General features: G+C 72.1%; 16 protein-coding genes and 1 pseudogene. 6 read left to right on the top strand and 11 right to left on the bottom strand.

The annotated features are described in order from the left end of the window. Window positions 1-98: 98 nt before the first annotated feature. From EF387_RS02420 to EF387_RS02410, 3 genes are all read right to left on the bottom strand, one after another. Complete coding sequence (locus EF387_RS02420) at window positions 99-893, bottom strand: DUF4142 domain-containing protein (RefSeq protein WP_202918123.1); 795 nt, start codon at window positions 891-893, stop codon at window positions 99-101. Between the two features lie 237 nt (window positions 894-1130). Next, window positions 1131-1703, bottom strand: a complete 573-nt coding sequence (locus EF387_RS02415; protein ID WP_420802514.1) for a DUF4142 domain-containing protein — start codon at window positions 1701-1703, stop codon at window positions 1131-1133. A gap of 424 nt (window positions 1704-2127) precedes the next feature. Further along, entirely contained in the window at window positions 2128-2766 is a 639-nt protein-coding gene (locus tag EF387_RS02410) for a peptidyl-tRNA hydrolase (RefSeq protein WP_420802519.1), read from the bottom strand. A 245-nt stretch (window positions 2767-3011) separates the two neighbouring features. On the opposite strand from EF387_RS02410, the pseudogene EF387_RS02405 reads away from it, so the two are divergent. Both EF387_RS02405 and EF387_RS02395 read left to right on the top strand, forming a co-directional pair. Further along, window positions 3012-3866 (top strand): annotated as a pseudogene (locus EF387_RS02405) (ABC transporter ATP-binding protein); the annotation flags it as partial. A gap of 671 nt (window positions 3867-4537) precedes the next feature. Continuing rightward, window positions 4538-5203 (top strand): ABC transporter, encoded by a 666-nt coding sequence (locus EF387_RS02395; RefSeq protein WP_128374786.1) that lies wholly within the window; start codon window positions 4538-4540, stop codon window positions 5201-5203. 71 nt (window positions 5204-5274) lie between these two features. Here EF387_RS02395 and EF387_RS02390 read toward each other — a convergent pair whose 3' ends face one another. The 8 genes from EF387_RS02390 to zapE all read right to left on the bottom strand — a co-directional run bounded on the left by EF387_RS02390 (window position 5275) and on the right by zapE (window position 14464). Continuing rightward, window positions 5275-5484 (bottom strand): hypothetical protein, encoded by a 210-nt coding sequence (locus EF387_RS02390; protein ID WP_128374785.1) that lies wholly within the window; start codon window positions 5482-5484, stop codon window positions 5275-5277. A 46-nt stretch (window positions 5485-5530) separates the two neighbouring features. Beyond that, window positions 5531-7126 (bottom strand): FAD-dependent oxidoreductase, encoded by a 1596-nt coding sequence (locus tag EF387_RS02385; protein WP_128374784.1) that lies wholly within the window; start codon window positions 7124-7126, stop codon window positions 5531-5533. A gap of 301 nt (window positions 7127-7427) precedes the next feature. Beyond that, entirely contained in the window at window positions 7428-8813 is a 1386-nt protein-coding gene (locus EF387_RS02380) for an alkaline phosphatase PhoX (RefSeq protein ID WP_128374783.1), read from the bottom strand. A gap of 89 nt (window positions 8814-8902) precedes the next feature. Continuing rightward, complete coding sequence (locus EF387_RS02375; RefSeq protein WP_128374782.1) at window positions 8903-9988, bottom strand: slipin family protein; 1086 nt, start codon at window positions 9986-9988, stop codon at window positions 8903-8905. Between the two features lie 274 nt (window positions 9989-10262). Further along, a complete protein-coding gene (locus tag EF387_RS02370; protein WP_128374781.1) occupies window positions 10263-11825 on the bottom strand; it encodes a SulP family inorganic anion transporter in 1563 nt (520 codons plus the stop codon). Window positions 11826-11833: 8 nt separating this feature from the next. Next, on the bottom strand, window positions 11834-12412 hold the full coding sequence (locus EF387_RS02365) for a carbonic anhydrase (RefSeq protein WP_128374780.1): 579 nt from the start codon (window positions 12410-12412) through the stop codon (window positions 11834-11836). Window positions 12413-12571: 159 nt separating this feature from the next. Beyond that, a complete protein-coding gene (locus EF387_RS02360) occupies window positions 12572-12988 on the bottom strand; it encodes a hypothetical protein (RefSeq protein ID WP_128374779.1) in 417 nt (138 codons plus the stop codon). 375 nt (window positions 12989-13363) lie between these two features. Beyond that, on the bottom strand, window positions 13364-14464 hold the full coding sequence (gene zapE, locus EF387_RS02355; RefSeq protein ID WP_128374778.1) for a cell division protein ZapE: 1101 nt from the start codon (window positions 14462-14464) through the stop codon (window positions 13364-13366). A 37-nt stretch (window positions 14465-14501) separates the two neighbouring features. Here zapE and EF387_RS02350 point away from each other — a divergent pair, with 37 nt between their 5' ends. From EF387_RS02350 to msrB, 4 genes are all read left to right on the top strand, one after another. Next, window positions 14502-15275 (top strand): pyrimidine reductase family protein, encoded by a 774-nt coding sequence (locus tag EF387_RS02350; RefSeq protein WP_128374777.1) that lies wholly within the window; start codon window positions 14502-14504, stop codon window positions 15273-15275. Window positions 15276-15437: 162 nt separating this feature from the next. Beyond that, complete coding sequence (locus EF387_RS02345) at window positions 15438-15911, top strand: indole-3-glycerol phosphate synthase (RefSeq protein WP_202918121.1); 474 nt, start codon at window positions 15438-15440, stop codon at window positions 15909-15911. Between the two features lie 118 nt (window positions 15912-16029). Next, window positions 16030-17418, top strand: coding sequence for a UDP-N-acetylmuramate--L-alanine ligase (murC, locus tag EF387_RS02340; RefSeq protein ID WP_128374776.1), 1389 nt, complete (start codon window positions 16030-16032; stop codon window positions 17416-17418). Between the two features lie 14 nt (window positions 17419-17432). Beyond that, window positions 17433-17840 (top strand): peptide-methionine (R)-S-oxide reductase MsrB, encoded by a 408-nt coding sequence (gene msrB / locus EF387_RS02335; RefSeq protein WP_128374775.1) that lies wholly within the window; start codon window positions 17433-17435, stop codon window positions 17838-17840. The last annotated feature ends 46 nt before the right edge of the window (window positions 17841-17886 follow it).

Here is a 17886-nt window from a genome sequence, read left to right as displayed (position 1 = left end):
TCAGAGCAACATTTGAGGTTCGCCGGGACGGACGCGGACCGGCGTCGCGGTGGCCCCCGCGACGCCGGTCCGCGTCGGTCATGACGGTCCTGCCGTGCTTACTGGAGGATGCCGTCCGGGTCTTCGGGCTCCGGCCGGTTGGTGTTGATCCCGCCCGGGCTCGGGGAGATCCCCGATGTGGGGTTCAGCCCCGGGGGCGGCGTCACCGCGGGCGGGTCGGGCACCTGCTGACCGGGAACGGGAGCCGGCGGGCCGCTCGGGCTGGCGGTCGCGCCCTTCATCGAGTTCTCGGCGATGAAGTTGAAGTCGACCGCGCCGGTCTTCTCCAGGATCGTGATGTGGTCGAGCACCGTGTTGTTGGTGTCCGAGGCGAGCTGACGCACCAGCGAGTTGCGGGTGGAGTTCCGCACCGTTCCGATGTCCGGGAGGATCTTGCCGTGCGCGGCCCGCAGCAGGTTGGCGAACTTGTACTCGTAGTCCTTGCCCTGAGCGGCCGTCATCTCGTCGAGCCAGCCCTGCTGCTGGGCGGTCGGCTGGTTGGGCAGCTCCACGCCGAGTTGGGCCGCGATGATCCGGACCCGCTTGTCCAGGTCGTTGTGACCGGTGATCAGATGCTCACCGGCCTCCTTGATCGCCTGGGAGGGTGCACGCTCGAGCGCCTGCTGTCCGGCCGGCAGTTCCCACAGGCCTGCCAGCCGCACTCGCACGATGAGGTCCCGGTCGGAGGCGGTGAGCGGGCCCCAGCGGGTGTTGATCGTGGGGGCCTCGGTCACCACCGCGCCGGCTTTCGCGGCGTCGTTTCGGTGGGGGTACGAGTAGAACACGGGGTACGCGAGGGCGCCGACCGTGCCGGTGATCGCCAAAGCGATGAGCGCACCGTTGATACGCCGCAAAGGAGCCTCCCGAAGGAAACCAACTGGTCGTTGGGGGTGAACTGTTACTTGGTCGGTGCAAGGACATACGTACGTGCCGGTCGGCATGTTCAACGGGGCCGGTCGGGATGTCCGACCGGACCGCGGTGGCCGACACCTCGCCGCACCGTGCCGCAGCCGCGTTCGTAAACCGCGGTCACCGGGCGACCGGCTGATCGGCCGGTCGCCGTGCGCGGCATCCGCGTCGCCGCGGACGGGTCACTGTGCGTTGGCGATGGCGTCGAAATCGACCGCTCCGGTCTTCTCCAGCATGGTGATGTGGTCCAGCACGGTCTGGTTGGTGTCCGAGGCCAGCTGGCGCACCAGCGAGTTCCGGGTCTCGTTGCGGACCTTCCCGATCACCGGGAAGATCTTGCCGTGCGCGCTGCGCAGCAACTGCGCGAACGTGCGCTCGTACTCCTTGCCCTGCGCCGCGTCCATCTGGGCCAGCCAGCCCTGCTGCTCGGGGGTCGGTTCGTTCGGCAACGTCATACCGAGCTTCTTCGCGACGTCCCGGACCCGCCTGTCCAGGTCGGCGTGGCCGTTCACCAGGTGGTCACCGGCCTCCTTGATCTCCGGCGTGGGTGCGCGCTCCATCGCCTGCTTCCCGGCGGGCATCTCCCACAGACCCGCCAGCCGGACACGGTAGATCAGGTCGCGGTCCTGCGCGGTGAGCGGCCCCCACTGGGTGTCGACCGAGCTGGCGGACGCATAGGCCTGCGTCGTGCCCGAACGGTCCTCGTAATCCCACATGGGGAACGCCAGCGCTCCGACGGTGACCGTCAGAGCCACGGCCGCGATGATCGATCCGTTGACGCGCTGCAATGTGCCTCCCGAGAGGGACGCCCCAACTGGCTCGTCGGGGCAACCTACTTGCCTGCCACCAGGTACGGGAGAGGTCACCGAGTTGTTCAATCACGCCCAGCGGTCCTGATCACACACGTCAACCGGGCATGGGCAGGTGTGGCTCGGGGGCCGCACCGACGTGCCGTCCCGGAGCGCCGTTCCGGAGCGCCGTCCGGAGTGCTGCCCCGCCGTTCCGAAGGGGGCTGCCCCGCCGTTCCGAAGGGGGCTGCCCCGCAGTGCCGAAGGGCTGCCCCGGAGTGCCGCCCTGAAGTGGCGCTCCGACGTGCGGCCCCGCGGCGCCGCCCGACGTGCGGCCCCGAAGTGCTGCCCCGACCTGCCGCCCGGTGTCACCGGTCGCCCGGGCTCCGCCTCAGCGGCGCAGGGCCGGATGGTCGGCGACCACCGTGCAGGAGCCGGGGGCGATCTCCGTGAAGCCGGCGTCCCGGACCAACGGCAGTCCGCTGGTGGTGAGTCCGGGCCAGCGGGCCGGGTCCGCGGTGCGTACGGCGAGCGCGAAGCCCGCATCGCGCCAGGCCGTGCGCTGCTCGTCCGTCAGCTCCCACCAGGCCAGTTGGGCGCCGTGGCCCGCCTGCGCCATCGCCTTGCCCGCCGACATCTCCAGCTCCGGGTTCAGCCACAGCACGGGCTGCGCGGGGTCGGTGTCCCCGGGCGGCTCCGGATCGTCCAGGTCCGTGCCGGAGACCTGCAGCCGGGCCAGGTCCTTGGGCCAGCCGTCGAGCGGTACCGGAGGGAAGACCCTTACCTCGGCCGACTTGCCCGTCACCGTGATGCCGGGCAGCGCCTCCGCCCGCCGCCACTCGGCACCGCGCGCCCGCCGCACCACCTTGCGGATCCGGGCGTCCTGCCAGTTCCGCATCGCCTGCGCCCAATCCCCGTCGCCGGTCGACCGCTCGTCGCCGAGCATCACCAGTACCGCACGGGCGGCGGTCTCCAGCGCGTCGGTGCGCGGCGGGGGAGCGGCCCTCTCGATCCGGACGACCAACGGCAGGACGAATTGGGGTACTTCGTCGCGAAACGTCCGCTCCGTACGGAAGGGGGTGTCGTCCTTCGAACCGGGTGAGGCGGGCGCGGCCGGTACGGTTGGTGCGGCGGGTACGGCGGGTACGGCGGGGGTGCCGGCGGCGCCGGTGGGGTCGGCGGTGGTCGTCTGGTCACTGCTCACAGACCCCAGTCTGCCAGGCGGAAGATCGGTTCTACTGCGCGCCGACGTGCGCTCGCGCGAGGATGGCCCCCATGAAGCGAGACCTCCGTACCTCAGGGGAACTGCGACTGGAGGGGGTCGGGCGCCGCTACCGCGGCCGTTACGGGCTGCGTGGCCGCTGGGTGTTGCGCGGTGTGGACCTGGTGGTGGCCCCCGGCACCCTCGTGCGCGTACAAGGCGCCAACGGCGTCGGCAAGTCGACCCTTCTGAAACTGCTGGCCGGGATCGACGCCCCCACCGAGGGCCGGATCAGCGGACGCCCGCGCACCGCCTACGTGCCCGAGCGCTTCCCCGCGGTGCTGCCCTTCACGGCGGCCGACTACCTGATCCACCTCGGCGCCGTGCACGGTCTGTCCCGGCCGGCCGCCGCGGACGCCGCCGACGAGTGGCTGGAACGATTCGGCGCCGCGGAGTACGCCGACACCCCCCTGTCGGAGCTGTCCAAGGGAAGCAGCCAGAAGGTGGCGGTCGCACAGGCGCTGCTCGCGGAGTCGGCACTCCTGGTCCTGGACGAGGCCTGGACCGGCCTCGACGCGGCGGCCCGCGCCGAACTGGACCGTGTGGTGACCGAGCGGCTCTCCGCCGGTACCGCCGTGGTCTTCACGGAACACGACCCGGGCCGCCTGGGTGGCGTGACGGACGCCACGTACGAGATCGTCGACGGCTCCGTCGAAGCCCGTGCGCCCGAGGCCGGTTCGGGCCCCCGGCTGGTCATCGAGGCGGAAGGCCCCGTCGGCGCGACCCCGCCGGCCGACGCGGTGGCGCCGGCCGCGCTCGTGGAACACCTCGAGCCCGGCAGGCTCCTGCTGACCGTCCCCGAGTCCGGCTCGGACGAGGTCCTGCACGCCCTGCTGACCGCCCGCCCCGCGTGGCACGTGGTGACGGTGGCACGTGAGCCGTCCGTAAGGGCGGAGCACCGGGGGCTGCTCGGCACGGAGGCGCGAGTGGGGGCCGACGCCGAGCGGCAGGGGCCTGCGGGCGGTGATGCCCGGTCGGGAAGACCGGCCAGGTCGGCGGGACCGGCCAGGTTCGCAGAACCGACCAGGTCGGCAGGACCGGCCAGTGACGCTGCCGGTGGGCGAGCGGCGGGCGACGACCCCGGCACGGCCGGGACGGGGAGTACGGCGGGGTCCGGGTCGGGGTCCGGGTCCGGGGCCCTGGCCGGGAGTATGGCGGGTGCTGAGCCCGGCGCAGGGAGTATGGCGGGGCCGGGAGCCGACGCTGGGACCACAGCGGGAGCTGCGGCCGACTCTGGGACCTCGGCGGGAATTGGGTCCGGGGCCGGGCGTTTGGCGGGTGCTGGGCCAGACGTTGGGAGCCCGGCAGAGGCCGGAGCCGGAGTTGGACGCCTGGTAGATGCAGAGGCCGGGGCCGGGGCCGGAATTGGGCGCCGGGCAGATGCAGAGGCCGACGTCGGCGTCGGGAGCCTGGCAGAGGCCGGGGCCGGTGTCGGGGCCACCGCGGGGGCCGGGGCCGGTGGGATTCCTCGGCCTCGTTCCCTGGCCGAGGACGGTCCCCGTAACGCCACCGCCCATCCCCGACGGACCGAGGCCGACCGATGACCGCTCTGCTCCGCTACCAGACATCGCTGCTGCTGCGCTCACAGCGCTGGCTGCCGCCCGTCATCCTCTACGCGGCTTTCCTCGGCATCGGTGTCCAGACCGGCCAGCCGGTGCTGGACTCCCTCGGGTACGCGGCCGCGCCCCTGGTACCCGTCGCGGCCTGGCTGGTGCGGATCTGCGCCACCAACGAGCCGCCCGAAGTCCGCGGCCCGGCCGCCGCAGCGGCCGGGCCCGGACGGGCCCACCTGGCATGTCTGCTGGTCGCGCTGGTCGCGGCGGTCGGGCTCGGTGTCGTCGGGGCCGTCCTGGTCACGGCGATCAGCGACCCGGCCAGCAACGACCAGCGGACGGAGGTGTCCGTCCTCGCGGCCGGTACGGCGGGGCTGCTGGCGGCGCTGGTCTGCGCCCTGCTCGGAACGGGAGTCGGCGCCCTGACCACCTGGCCGCTGCTGCGCTCCCCGGGCAAGGCCGTCCCCGCGATGCTCCTCGCCACGCTCCTCGCGCTGGTGGTCTCCGGCTCACCGGCCCGCACAGCGGTTTCGGACCTGGTCACCGGCTCCGAGTCGGGGACCGTTCCGTCCTCGGTGCTCCCCTTGCTGACCGCCGCACTGCTCACGGCAGCAGCGACCGCCGTGGCCTGCGCGATCACCTCGCGCCGGTGACGGTCGGCGCCCCTCAGCCGGAGCCCCTCAGCCGGAGCGTGCTCGGGTGGAGCGTGCCCAGCCGGCGCTCCTCAGCCGGAGCAGGCCGTGCGCTCGGCCTCCCGCCACTCGCAGACGGGGCAGAGCGTGATGCCCTTGTAGGACTCGGGGTATTCGGTGGGCTCCCGGCACAGCACGCACTCGGCGAAGGGCGGGCCCCCGGTGACCGCGCCCTCGACCGCGGCCACGCCTTCGCCCCGCGATGCCTCGGCGGCGGGGCCTGCGCTGCAGTAGTCGCTCATACCTCCAGCGTAGGCCGGTGCCGGACCGTGCGGCCCAGCACCGGACTCACACGTCCTTTCGCCTCAGCGGCCGGATGGCCGGGCCCTGGACGACCTGGCCGTCCGGGTCGAAGCGGGAGCCGTGGCACGGGCACTCCCAGGTGCGCTCCGCCGGGTTGAAGGCGACCAGGCAGCCGAGGTGGGTACAGCGGGCCGACACGGCGTGCGGTTTGCCGTCGTCGTCGCGATAGACCGCGAGGCGGCGGCCGTCGACGCGCACGACGGCGCCCTGACCGGGAGTGATGTCGTCGAGCGAGCTCGGCGGGCGCAGCCGGTCGCCGATGAAGTGGGCGGCGGACTTCGCCTGGAACTTGAGGAACTGCGGGGCCTCGCGCACCACCGACCGGACGCGGCGCGGATCGTACAGGTCCGCCCACGGCGGCTTCCGCCCGGAAGCCCGGGCGGCCCCGGCGTCCGCGGCGTCCGCGTCTCCCCGGGCGCGCCCGGCGCCCAGGGAGTCCCCGGAGTTCCCGGTGACGAGCGCCGCCAGCAGCCGTCCCGCCATGATGCCGCCGCTCATGCCCCAGCCGCCGAACCCGGCCGCCACGAAGGTGTGACGGGCCGCCGGGTGCATCGGGCCGACCAGCGGCACTGTGTCGGTGGAGTCGTTGTCCTGGGTGGCCCAACGGTGACTGAGCTCTACGCCCGGGAAGTGCTCGTCGGCCCACCGGGCGAGCCGGTCGAACCGTTCCGCCGAGTCGCCCGAACCCGGAGTGAAGTGCTCGCCCGTGATGACGAGCAGCCGCTTCCCGTCGCCGTACGGGGCCGTCCGTACCGAGCGCGTGTTCTCCTCCGGCGTGATGTACATGCCGTCCGGATCCTGCTCGGCATCGACCGTCCCGGCAACGACCAGCTCCCGGCGCGGAGACAGCCGGGTGAACAGCAGCGCCCGGTCGAAGAGCGGGTAGTGCGTGGCCACCACGACGTCACGGGCCGTCACCGTCGCCCCGGTCCGGGTCCGCAGTCGGCACGGTTCCCCCTCGTCGAGGCCCGTCACGACCGTCTCCTCGTGGATCGCCGCACCGTGCGCGAGCAGATCGGCGGTGAGCGCCAGCAGGTATTTTCGCGGGTGGAACTGGACCTGGTCGGGGAGCCGCACCGCGCCCGCGATCCGGTACGGCAGCCCGCACTCGGTCACGTACTCGGTGGGCAGCCCCGCCTCCCGGGCGGCCTCGGCCTCGGCCCGCACCTTGTCGGCGCCGCTCGGGTCCCTTACGTAGGTGAAGGCGTCGCGGCGTTCCCACTCGCAGTCGATGCCGAGTTCCTCCACGATCGCGGCGGCGTGCTCGACGGCCTCGCTCTGCGAGCGCGCGTACAGCCGCGCTCCCTCCACGCCCCGGGTACGGCGCAGCCGGCCGTAGACCAGACCGTGCAGCGCGGTCAGCTTGGCGGTGGTGCGGCCGGTGACCCCGGCGGCGACGCGGCCCGCCTCCAGGACGGCCACGCGCCGCCCGGCCCGGGCCAGCTCCCAGGCCGTGCTGAGCCCGGCCATACCGGCGCCCACCACGGCCACGTCGACGTCGAGGTCCGCCTCCAGCGGGGGAAGCGGCGTACCCGGGGCCGTCTCCATCCAGTACGACCTGTTCGAGCGCTTCTCGGTCATGCGGCCCCGGGTACCCCGTCGACGCGCACCTAGACGACCTGGGAGTTCTCCGGGCTAGTGCCCCGGCAGGCAACGCTTGCCCGTCAAGGAGCGGCGTCCGGGGCGTCTTCTGGGGGTACCCCTGCTCGCAGAGCTTGGGGGAGTGCCGGCCGGAAGTCCTCGTACTGGATGTACTTGGGCTTTCGGCCGGTGCGGCGAGTGGGGGTCCCCCTGCTCGCAGAGCTTGGGGGAGTGCCGGGCGTCGCGACGGGGTGAACGTTGCCTGTTGGGGCACTAGGCCCGAGGAGAGGGCGTCGGGGCGTCAGCGGCGCCAGGGGCCCGTCACCGCGAAGGTCGTGCCCGGGGCGTAGCAGTTCACGTACATCGTGTCGCCGTCCGGCGAGAACGTGACGCCGGCGAACTCGCCCCACTCCGGTTCCTCGGGCGTGCCCACGTTCTGCCTGTTGCGTGCCATCGGGTACACCTCGCCGCGCCGGGTCACGCCGTAGACGTGCTGGGCGCCGTTGCCGTCCTCGCAGACCATGAGCCCGCCGCTGGGGGCGAGACAGATGTTGTCGGGGGACTCACCGGGCAGCTGTAGGTCGGTGCCCGGACCGAAGACGATCACCAGCGTGAGGCGGCGCGCAGTGGGCTCGTAGCGCCAGATCTGCCCGTAGTGGTCGGCGGCCGACCCCTCCGTGCTGCGCGCGAACGACGACACGAAGTACACGCTCCGGCCGCCCCAGTAACAGCCCTCCAGCTTCTGCGCGTGGGTGATGCCCTTCGGACCGAAGTCCTGCAGACGGATGGGGGTCCCGGTCGCGAGTGGATCCGGGACGTCGACCCATTCGACGCGGTCGAAGGCGGCTCCGATCTCCTGGACGGCGGAGAGGTCGGGCACGTCCGGTACGCGCATCGCCTGGAGTCTGCCGCCCGCGCGCAGGGAGCCGACACCGCCCAGCGGTTTCTGGGGGAGGAAGCGGTAAAAGAGGCCGAACGGCTTGAGGAACGCGTCCTCGGTCTCGTAGACGATGCCGCGCGCGGGATCGATGGCGACCGCCTCGTGCTGGAAGCGGCCCATCGCCGTGAGCGGTACGGCTCCGGTGCGGTACGGGTCCGCCGGGTCGACCTGGAAGATGAAGCCGTGGTCCTTGGTGTAGCCGTTGGTGCCGGCCTTGTCCTCGGTCTCCTCGCAGGTCAGCCAGGTGCCCCACGGGGTCGGGCCGCCCGCGCAGTTGACCGCGGTGCCGGCGATAGCCACGCGCTCGGCGAGGACCCGGCCTCGGGAGTCCAGCGTCAGCGCGGTGCAGCCGCCCTTGCCCGCCGGGTCGTAGGTGAGGCCCTCGATCACCGGGACCGGTCGTGCGGCGTTGTGGCGGTTCTCGTGGTTGCGCACGAGGTGGACCCGGCCGTGGCGGCCCGCGAAGGCCGACATGCCGTCGTGGTTGCCGGGGACCGCGCCCTCGCCGGAACGCAGTCGGTCGCCCTCGCGGGAGAGCACCCGGTAGCGGAAACCGGCCGGCAGATCGAGCAGCCCGCGGGGGTCGGGCACAAGGGGGCCGTAGCCGCCGCGGCCGCTCTGGGCGGAGGCGGTGCCCGCGAAGAGTTCTGAGAGATCTCCGGCGAAGGCGATCGAGGTACCCAGCGCACCCAGCGCGGCCGTGCGCGCGATCGCCTGACGGCGTGTTACGGACGGGGTTTCGGACATGGGGCAACCTTCCTGCTGGCGGACAGGACAGTGACCCAGCCGTGTGTATCACGGGCGGGAGGGCTCGGGAACCACGCCTGCAACAGCTGTCACTCGGGGTAAGTCCGCCCGGGATCCCTGACCGATGACTCGCCGTCGGGGTGGCTCTGGCTCCCTTTCGGGGGGCCGGTCTCCGGAAGTGCCGACTTCGGGAATCCCGTCTCCGGTAGTCCCGTCTCCGGTAGTCCCGTCTCCGGTAGTCCCGTCTCCGGTAGTCCCGTGTTGGGAAGTCCCCTGTTCGGGAGTCCTGTTTCCGCTGGTCCCGTCTTCGGGAGTGCTGTGTCCGGATGCCCTGCGTCCGGGAGCCCTGTCTCCCCCCGACCTGTCTCCGGGGGCCCGGCCGCCGGCTGGCTGCTCGTCTCCAACGGCGAGGGCACGCCCTGTGAGCGCTCCAGGAAGCGGAGGAGTTCCACCGGGAACGGCAGGACCAGGGTGGAGTTCTTCTCGGCGGCGACCGCCACGATCGTCTGCAACAGGCGCAGTTGGAGCGCGGCGGGCTGCCGCGACATCGCCTGCGCCGCCTCCGCCAGTTTCCTCGAGGCCTGCAGCTCCGCGTCCGCGTTGATGATGCGCGCCCGGCGTTCGCGGTCGGCCTCCGCCTGCCGGGCCATCGACCGCTTCATCGTGTCCGGCAACGACACGTCCTTGATCTCCACCCGGTCGATCTGCACACCCCACCCCACGGCCGGACTGTCGATCATCAGCTCCAGCCCCTGGTTGAGCTTCTCCCGGTTGGAGAGCAGATCGTCCAGATCGCTCTTGCCGATGATCGACCGCAGCGACGTCTGCGCCATCTGCGAGACCGCGAAACGGTAGTCCTCGACCTGGATGATGGCGTTGGCCGCGTCGACCACCTTGAAGTAGACGACGGCGTCCACCCGCACCGTGACGTTGTCCCGCGTGATGCCCTCCTGCGCGGGGATGGGCAGCGTCACGATCTGCATGTTCACCTTGTGCATCCGGTCCACTGCCGGGACCACCATGGTGAAGCCCGGCGCGCGGACGGGGCCGGAGAGCCGCCCGAGCCGCAGGACCACCCCGCGTTCGTACTGCTTGACGATGCGGGCCGCCGAGGCGACGTACACCAGCCCGACGGCCGCGGCCGACGCGAGTGCTGCCAGCAGGTCCTGGAGCATGACGACCCCCTCAGGGAGAGGCCCCCACAGCAGGGGCCTGTTATGTCTGCTCTGCCACGATATTCCCGGTGTGTTCCAGAGGCGAGAGGCAGCTGTGAGGGGCCCGGCCCGTGCGGCAACGGCCCGGTGGTGAGACCACTGGGGTCTCACCACCGGGCCGCGGTGCGCGGGGTGACGAGTCGGGGTCAGACGCGTCCGGGGTCACCATTGCGGGTCAGACCGCGTCCGGGGTCACCGGTTGCGGGTCACGCGTCCGGGGTCACCGGTCGCCGGGTCAGACCGCGTCCGCGGTCACCTTCACCGGCTCGGTCCCGGCCGCGCTGTGCCGCTCCGCCCAGGTCTCCAGGGCCGTACGGCAGGCGTGGTCCAGGTGGTGGAGGCCGGACAGGTCGAGTTCGACGGGGCGGTCCTGCGGGAGCGCCTCCAGGTTGTCGAGGATCTTCGGCAGCCGCAGGAAGGTCGCGTTGCCCGACAGATACGCCTGCACGGGACCGGCTCCCTTGTCGACGACCTCGAGCCGTACGTGCGAGGCCTCCCACGCCGTCTTCACGACCGCCAGCGCGAGGCCGATCAGCACGCCCTCGAACATGCTCACCACCACGATCGACACGGCCGTGACCACCAGGATCACCACCTCACCGCGGTGCTCGCGCCACAGCCCGGCGATCTGCCGTATGGGGATGAGCTTGGCGCCGGCGTGCACCAGGATGCCCGCGAGGGCCGGGATCGGGATGTACGCGAGCACGGACGGCAGCAGCGCCGCGAACAGCAGCAGCCACACACCGTGCAGCACCCGGGACGCCTTGGTCCTCGCCCCGGCCTGGACGTTGGCCGCGCTGCGCACGATCACCGCGGTCATCGGCAGCGCGCCGAGCAGCCCGCAGATGGTGTTGCCCGCGCCCTGCGCCACCAGTTCCTTGTCGTACTCGGTGCGCGGCCCGTCGTGCAGCCGGTCCACCGCCGCGGCGCTGAACAGCGACTCGGCCGACGCGATCAGTGTGAACGCGACGATCGTGCCGAGCACGCCCACGCTCGCGAGCTCCCCGAAGGCGTCGAGCGCCGGCGGCTGGATCGACCCGAGCAGGCCCTTCACCTCGACGGTCGCCACGGGCAGGCTGAACGCCACCGAGACCAGGGTCGCCAGGCCGACCGCGGCGAGCGGGCCGGGGACCGTGCGCACCTGCCGCGGCACGTGCTTCCACAGCACCATCACGGCGATGGTGCCGGCACCGAGGCCCACCGAGGCCAGCGCCTCGGCGTTCCCGGCCGCCGCGACCAGCGCCCCGGGCAGGCCCGCCAGCTTCCCCAGGCCCGACGCGGGGGCCTCGGTTCCGGCCAGCGAGTACAGCTGTCCGGCGATCAGGACGAGCCCGATCCCGGCCAGCATGCCCTCGACCACGGACACCGAGATGGCCCGGAAGTAGCGCCCCAGCTTCAGGACGCCCATGAGGACCTGGAGCACCCCGGTGGCGAGCACAATGACGCCGAGCACGGGCAGCCCGTACTCCAGCACCGCCTCGAAGACCAGCACGGTCAGACCCGCCGCCGGGCCGGAGACCTGGAGGCTGCTGCCCCGCATCAGGCCGGTGACGATGCCGCCGACGATGCCGGTGACGAGGCCGAGTTCGGCGGGTACGCCGGAGGCCACGGCCACGCCCACGCACAGCGGCAGCGCGACCAGGAACACCACGAGGGAGGCGGCGAAGTCCTGCCGCAGATGGGGGTGGCGAACCGGTTTCCGGGGCGCGTTCCGGTCCGCGTCCGGGTTCGCGTTCGGATTCAGCTGGTGACTCTGACGGGGATTGGGCCGCGGACTGTTGCTCTGTGTGCTCTCCATGCCGGCGCTCACAGGGCCGCGAAGGTGTCGGTCTGCGGGCGGTGGGCCAGTACGGATCCGGTGTGGACCTCGTAGTACCAGCCGTGCAGGCGCAGTCGGCCGTCCGACAGACGCTTGTCGACGCACGGGTACGACCTGAGCCGCAGCAACTGCGTGAGCACATGGCTCTGCACCGCCTCCGCGACGGTCGGGTCCTCGACCGTGCCCGCCGGGCGGGGCGTCGCGTGCGCGAGCCACTCGCGTACGGCCGGTACGGCGGTCAGGTCCTCGTCGCGCACCAGGGCGCCGACGGCACCGCAGTGCGAGTGACCGCAGACGACCACCTCGCTCACGCCGAGCACTTCCACGGCGTACTCGATGGTGGCGGCTTCACTGGTGGGCTGTTGGGAGATGTATGGGGGGACGATGTTGCCCGCGGTACGGAGTTCGAAGAGTTCACCGGGCCGGGCTCCGGTGATCAGGGCGGGGACGACCCGCGAGTCGGAGCAGGTGATGAAGAGCACCTGCGGGGACTGGCCCTCGGCCAGCCGGGCGAACTCCTCCGGGCGCTGTCCGTGTGCACGGGCGTGATCGATGAGGGGCTGCATTGTCAGTTCCTCCTGGCGCGCCTTCGGGCGGCGCGTCGGTTTACGAGAACGTGGCAGTGCGGGTACGGGGACACGAGGACACGGCCCCACGTCGACGCGCTCGGCGGACGTGGCGTGGTGAGGGTGGCCGATGCCCTTCTGCCCACCCGAGTGGGCGGTTCAGCAGCGGAAGACCTGAAGGGCCGCTGCGGAGTGGGACGCCGAGGATCTCGTCGTCCGGAAAGCGGCGGGGCGCGCGGTGTCGGGGCCGCTGCCGACGGCGGGATCGCGGTCGAGCGGCGGGCCGCTGGGGTCTCCGGGGGCGGAGTCCGCCGGACGGCAACGGTCGCGAGTGGCTCGGAAGGGCGATATTCGGCTTTCGGAGTGCCGGGAGTTTCCGCAACTGGCGCTCTCCGCCGCGGGGATGCCCTCGGTGACCGCCTCGGTGACGACCTTCGCGTCGGTCGTGACGGCGGTCGTGACGGCGGGAGGGCGGTGCGCTGTGGTGTGCCCTGCCATCGAGAAGAAGACCTGAAGGGCCATCAGGACGGCGGCTAGGGCCGCGAACAAGGCCCGGGCCGTCGTTCCGCCAACCATGCGCCCCCTTCCGTCTCCGTACTGCCGTTACCCGTTGGGCCCCGGCCGAATGCCTACGGTAACCCGGGGAGTTGGTTGCAAGGTTAACGTAACGTTTCGCTCTCGTGAGGCAGCAAATCGGCACGTGAGGTGGCGTGAACTCAGGGTTTGGAGACTTGGATTCGCGGGTGTGCAGGGTGAAGCGGCTGGTGGGCGCGGCTGGTCGGGTGCGCGCCGCCGATGGTCCGCCTGTCGGGGGCCGTGGCTTTTCTCACGACGGGTCAGACCTGCCCCTACGGACTGGCCCCACGGACTGCCCCTGCGGACCTGGCCCTGGCTGGACCGGCCTTGCCCCGGCTGGACCGGCCTGGCCCCGGCTGGACCGGGTGGCTGTCGTCAGCCGGAAACCAGGGGCTTCGCGTCGCGGGCCAGGGCGGTCAGGCGGGAGATGGCGCGGAAGTACTTCTTGCGGTACCCGCCGTTCAGCATCTCCTCGCTGAAGAGCCGGTCGAAGGGGAGCCCGGAGGCGAGGACCGGGACCTCGCGGTCGTAGAGACGGTCGGCGAGGACGACGAGGCGCAGGGCGGTCGACTGGTCGGGTACCGGACGGACGTCGGTGAGGCAGACGGCCTTCAGACCGTCGGTCAGTGCGCCGTACCGGCTGGGGTGCACCTTCGCGAGGTGGTCCAGAAGGTGCGGGAAGTCGTCCAGCGAAGCGCCCGGCGTCGCGTACGCGGCCTGGGTGACCTGCGCGTCCGTGAAGGGCGCCGGTGCCTCGGGCAGGCCGCGGTGGCGGTAGTCCTCGCCGTCGATGCGCAGGGCGCGGAAGTGGGCGGACAGGCCCTGGATCTCGCGCATGAAGTCGGCGGCGGCGAAGCGGCCCTCGCCGAGCTTGCCGGGCAGGGTGTTGGAGGTGGCGGCGAGGGCGACGCCCGCGTCGACCAGCTTGCCGAGGAGAGTGGAGACGAGGACGGTGTCGCCGGGGTCGTCGAGCTCGAACTCGTCGATGCAGAGGAGGCGGTGGCCGGAGAGGGTGCGCACGGTCTGCTGGAAGCCCAGCGCGCCCACCAGGTTGGTCAGCTCCACGAACGTGCCGAACGCCTTGAGCGCGGGCTCGGCCGGCGTGGCGTGCCAGAGGGAGGCGAGCAGATGGGTCTTTCCGACGCCGTAGCCGCCGTCGAGGTACACCCCGCGGGGCCCGGTGGGGGTGTTCTTGGCGGGCTTGCCGAATCCGAACAGCCTGCGCTTGCCGGCGCCCGTCGCATGCGCGCCGCCCAGCCCGGCGGCGAAGCCGCTGAGGACCCGTACCGCCTCGGTCTGGCTGGGCTGGTTCGGGTCCGGGAGGTAGGTCTCGAAGCGGACCGAGTCGAAGCGCGGTGGCGGCACCATCTCGGCGACGAGCCGGTCCGCGGGGACGTGCGGTGCGCGCTCGCAGAGGGACAGCGGGGCCGCTGCGGAGGTGGAGCCGGTTCCGGAGGCGGCTGTGGAGGTCGACACGGTTACCCATGCTAAGCGTCGTGGAACACTGCACGACATGCGACGCCTGTTCCCTGTGACCGACCAGACAGCAGCGACCACGGAGAAGGACCGCGAGTGGGGGCTGGACGAGCTCGCCGAGGCCTACGCGTATCCCGAGGGCGACGAACCCTGGCTGCGCGCCAACATGGTGAGCACCCTCGACGGCGCCGCCCAGCACGACGGGCGCTCGGGGCCCATCTCCAGCCCCACCGACATGCGGATCTTCGGCACCCTGCGCGCGCTCGCGGACGCCGTGGTGGTGGGCGCGGAGACGGTGCGCAAGGAGGGGTACCGGCCGGCACGCGCGCGTGAGGAGTTCGCGGCGCGGCGCGCGGCCGCCGGGCAGGGGCCCGCTCCGGCCGTCGCCGTGGTCAGCGCCAGCCTCGACCTGGACTTCTCGCTGCCGCTGTTCACCTCGCCGCTGGTGCCCACGCTGATCGTCACGGGGGCCGCGGCGCCCGCCGACCGGAGGGCGGCGGCCGAGCTGGTGGGCGTGCAGGTCGTGGTCGCCGGTGACGGCGTCGGCGCGGAACCCGAGCGGATCGTGTCCGCGCTGGCCGAGCGCGGCCTGGCCCGGCTGCTCACGGAGGGCGGACCGCGGCTGCTCGGCCAGCTGGTGGCGGCCCAGGCGCTGGACGAGCTGTGCCTGACGGTGGCACCGATGCTCACGGCGGGCGACGCCCAGCGCATCGCGGGCGGACCGGGGGTCGAGGTGCCGCGGCGGCTGGAGCTCGACTCGCTGCTGGAGGACGGCGGGTTCCTCTTCGGGCGTTACCGGCGTGAACGGTGAGTTACCGGCGTGCGCGGTGAGTGACCGGGGGCCTCGATCACTGTCGACTGTTCCGGTTCTTCTTCGCCGGGCACACGGAAACCCACGGCCCCGGACCGCTCAAGGGGCAGGATGGTTGTGTCGGGGTCTACGGACGGCCCACTCAGGAGAAGGGTGCCTGGTGTGTTCACTAGCGTTCTGATGATCGAGAAGGCCCTGACGTCCGCCGACGTGGAGTTCGTCTCCACCCTGCACGGGGACGAGCCGGTCGCCTTCCATGTGCTCCTGCAGCCCCGCGGCGAGCAGGCCGACCGCCTGCTGCGGGCCATCGACGACGTGGCCCTCGGTGAACTGGAGGAGGCCACGCACGAGGGCGACACCCCGGAGGGCAAGGACGCGGCGGCCCTCGGCCGGCAGGCCCTGGAGGTGTCGCTGACGGCGCTGCGGGCGGCGGGCAGCGAGGCCGAGGGGCGGCTCGTCGAGGATCATCCGCTGGACGCGCTGAGGACGCTCGTCGACGAGGCCGGCGCCGACGAGGTGATCGTGCTGACCGATCCGCACTACGTGGAGGAGTTCTTCCACCGCGACTGGGCCTCCCGGGCCCGGCACAAGGTGGGCGTACCCGTGCTGAAGCTGTTCTCGCACAGCAAGGCGTAGCGGCCGGCGGGCCGCCCGGACAGCGACGGTGAGTGGGGGCGTGGCAGGGCGAGGCAATAGGCTGGGGCCCGCGCCTTCGGGCGCCGACGGACCCGTACCAGCCTTGGGAGAAACGCGCATGGCACCCGGCCTTCCTATCGCCATGGACCGACCGCACTTCATCGGCATCGGCGGCGCCGGGATGTCGGGCATCGCCAAGATCCTGGCGCAGCGCGGGGCGAAGGTCGCGGGCAGCGACGCCAAGGAGTCGCCGACCGCCGACGCCCTGCGGGCGCTCGGCGTGACGGTGCACATCGGGCACGCGGCGGAGCATCTGGCGGACGACGCGACCTGCGTGGTCGTCTCGTCGGCGATCCGCGCCGACAACCCGGAGCTGGCCCGGGCCGCGGAACGGGACATCCCGGTGGTCCACCGCTCCGACGCGCTGGCCTCCCTCATGGACGGACTGCGCCCGATCGCCGTCGCGGGCACCCACGGCAAGACGACCACGACGTCGATGCTGGCGGTGTCCCTCTCACAGCTGGGCCTCGAGCCGTCCTACGCGATCGGCGGCGACCTGGACGCCCCCGGCTCGAACGCCCTGCACGGCACCGGTGACATCTTCGTCGCCGAGGCCGACGAATCGGACCGCAGCTTCCACAAGTACGCGCCCGAGGTGGCGATCGTGCTCAACGTCGAGCTGGACCACCACGCCAACTACGCCTCGATGGAGGAGATCTACGACTCCTTCGAGACCTTCGCCGGGAAGATCCGGCCCGGCGGCACACTGGTGATCTCGGCGGACCAGGAGGGTGCGCGGGAGCTGACGCGGCGGCTGCCGTCGGTGCGGACGGTGACGTACGGCGAGGCCGCCGACGCCGACGTCCGGGTCCTCGGCATCGTGCCCCAGGGCCTGAAGAGCGAGGTCACGGTCCTGCTGGACGGCACGGAGCGCACCTTCACGGTCTCGGTCCCGGGCCGCCACTACGCCCTCAACGCGGTGGCCGCGCTGGCGGCGGGCGTGGCCATGGGCATCCCGGCGCCGGAGCTGGCGCCCGCGCTGGCCGCGTACACGGGCGTCAAGCGCCGACTGCAGCTCAAGGGCGAGGCAGCCGGCGTCCAGGTGATCGACTCCTACGCGCACCACCCGACGGAGATGACGGCGGACCTGGAGGCGATGCGCGCGGCGGCGGACGGTGCCCGCATCCTGGTCGTCTTCCAGCCCCACCTCTTCTCCCGCACCCAGGAACTGGGCAAGGAGATGGGCCAGTCCCTTGCCCTGGCGGACGCCTCGGTCGTCCTGGACATCTACCCGGCGCGCGAGGACCCGGTCCCGGGTGTGACGAGCGAGCTGATCATCGAGGCGGCGCGCTCCGCGGGCGCGGACGTGACGCCGCTCCACGACAAGTCCCAGGTGCCCGCGGTGATCGCGGGAATGGCGAAGCCGGGGGATCTGGTTCTCACCATGGGCGCGGGCGACGTCACGGACCTCGGCCCGCTGATCCTGGACCACCTGCAGTCGAAGTAAGGGGCGTAAGACTCATGTCGTACGACGTCGAGAAGCCGGACGAGCAGTGGCGCGCGGAGCTGACCCCGGCCGAGTACCAGGTCCTGCGCCAGGCGGGCACGGAGCGGCCGTTCACGGGTGAGTACACCGACGCCAAGACCAAGGGCGTCTACTCGTGCCGAGCCTGTGGCGCGGAACTCTTCACGTCCAACGAGAAGTTCGAGTCCCACTGCGGCTGGCCGTCCTTCTACGACCCGAAGGACTCGTCCGCGGTGGAACTGCTGCAGGACCGCTCGCACGGCATGGTGCGCACGGAGGTGCGGTGCGCCCGGTGCGGGTCGCATCTCGGGCACGTGTTCGAGGGGGAGGGTTATCCCACCCCGACCGATCAGCGGTACTGCATCAACTCCATCTCGCTGCGGCTGACGCCGGACGAGGGCTGACACACCAGGGCGGGGGGCCGGGGGGGGCGCCCGGGCGGCCCCCCCG

The sequence above is a fragment of the Streptomyces cavernae genome (genome assembly GCF_004023625.1).
Taxonomy (GTDB): Bacteria; Actinomycetota; Actinomycetes; order Streptomycetales; family Streptomycetaceae; genus Streptomyces; species Streptomyces cavernae.
Note: the sequence above shows the minus strand (reverse complement) of the source record. Positions and strands in the feature narration are given on the sequence as shown.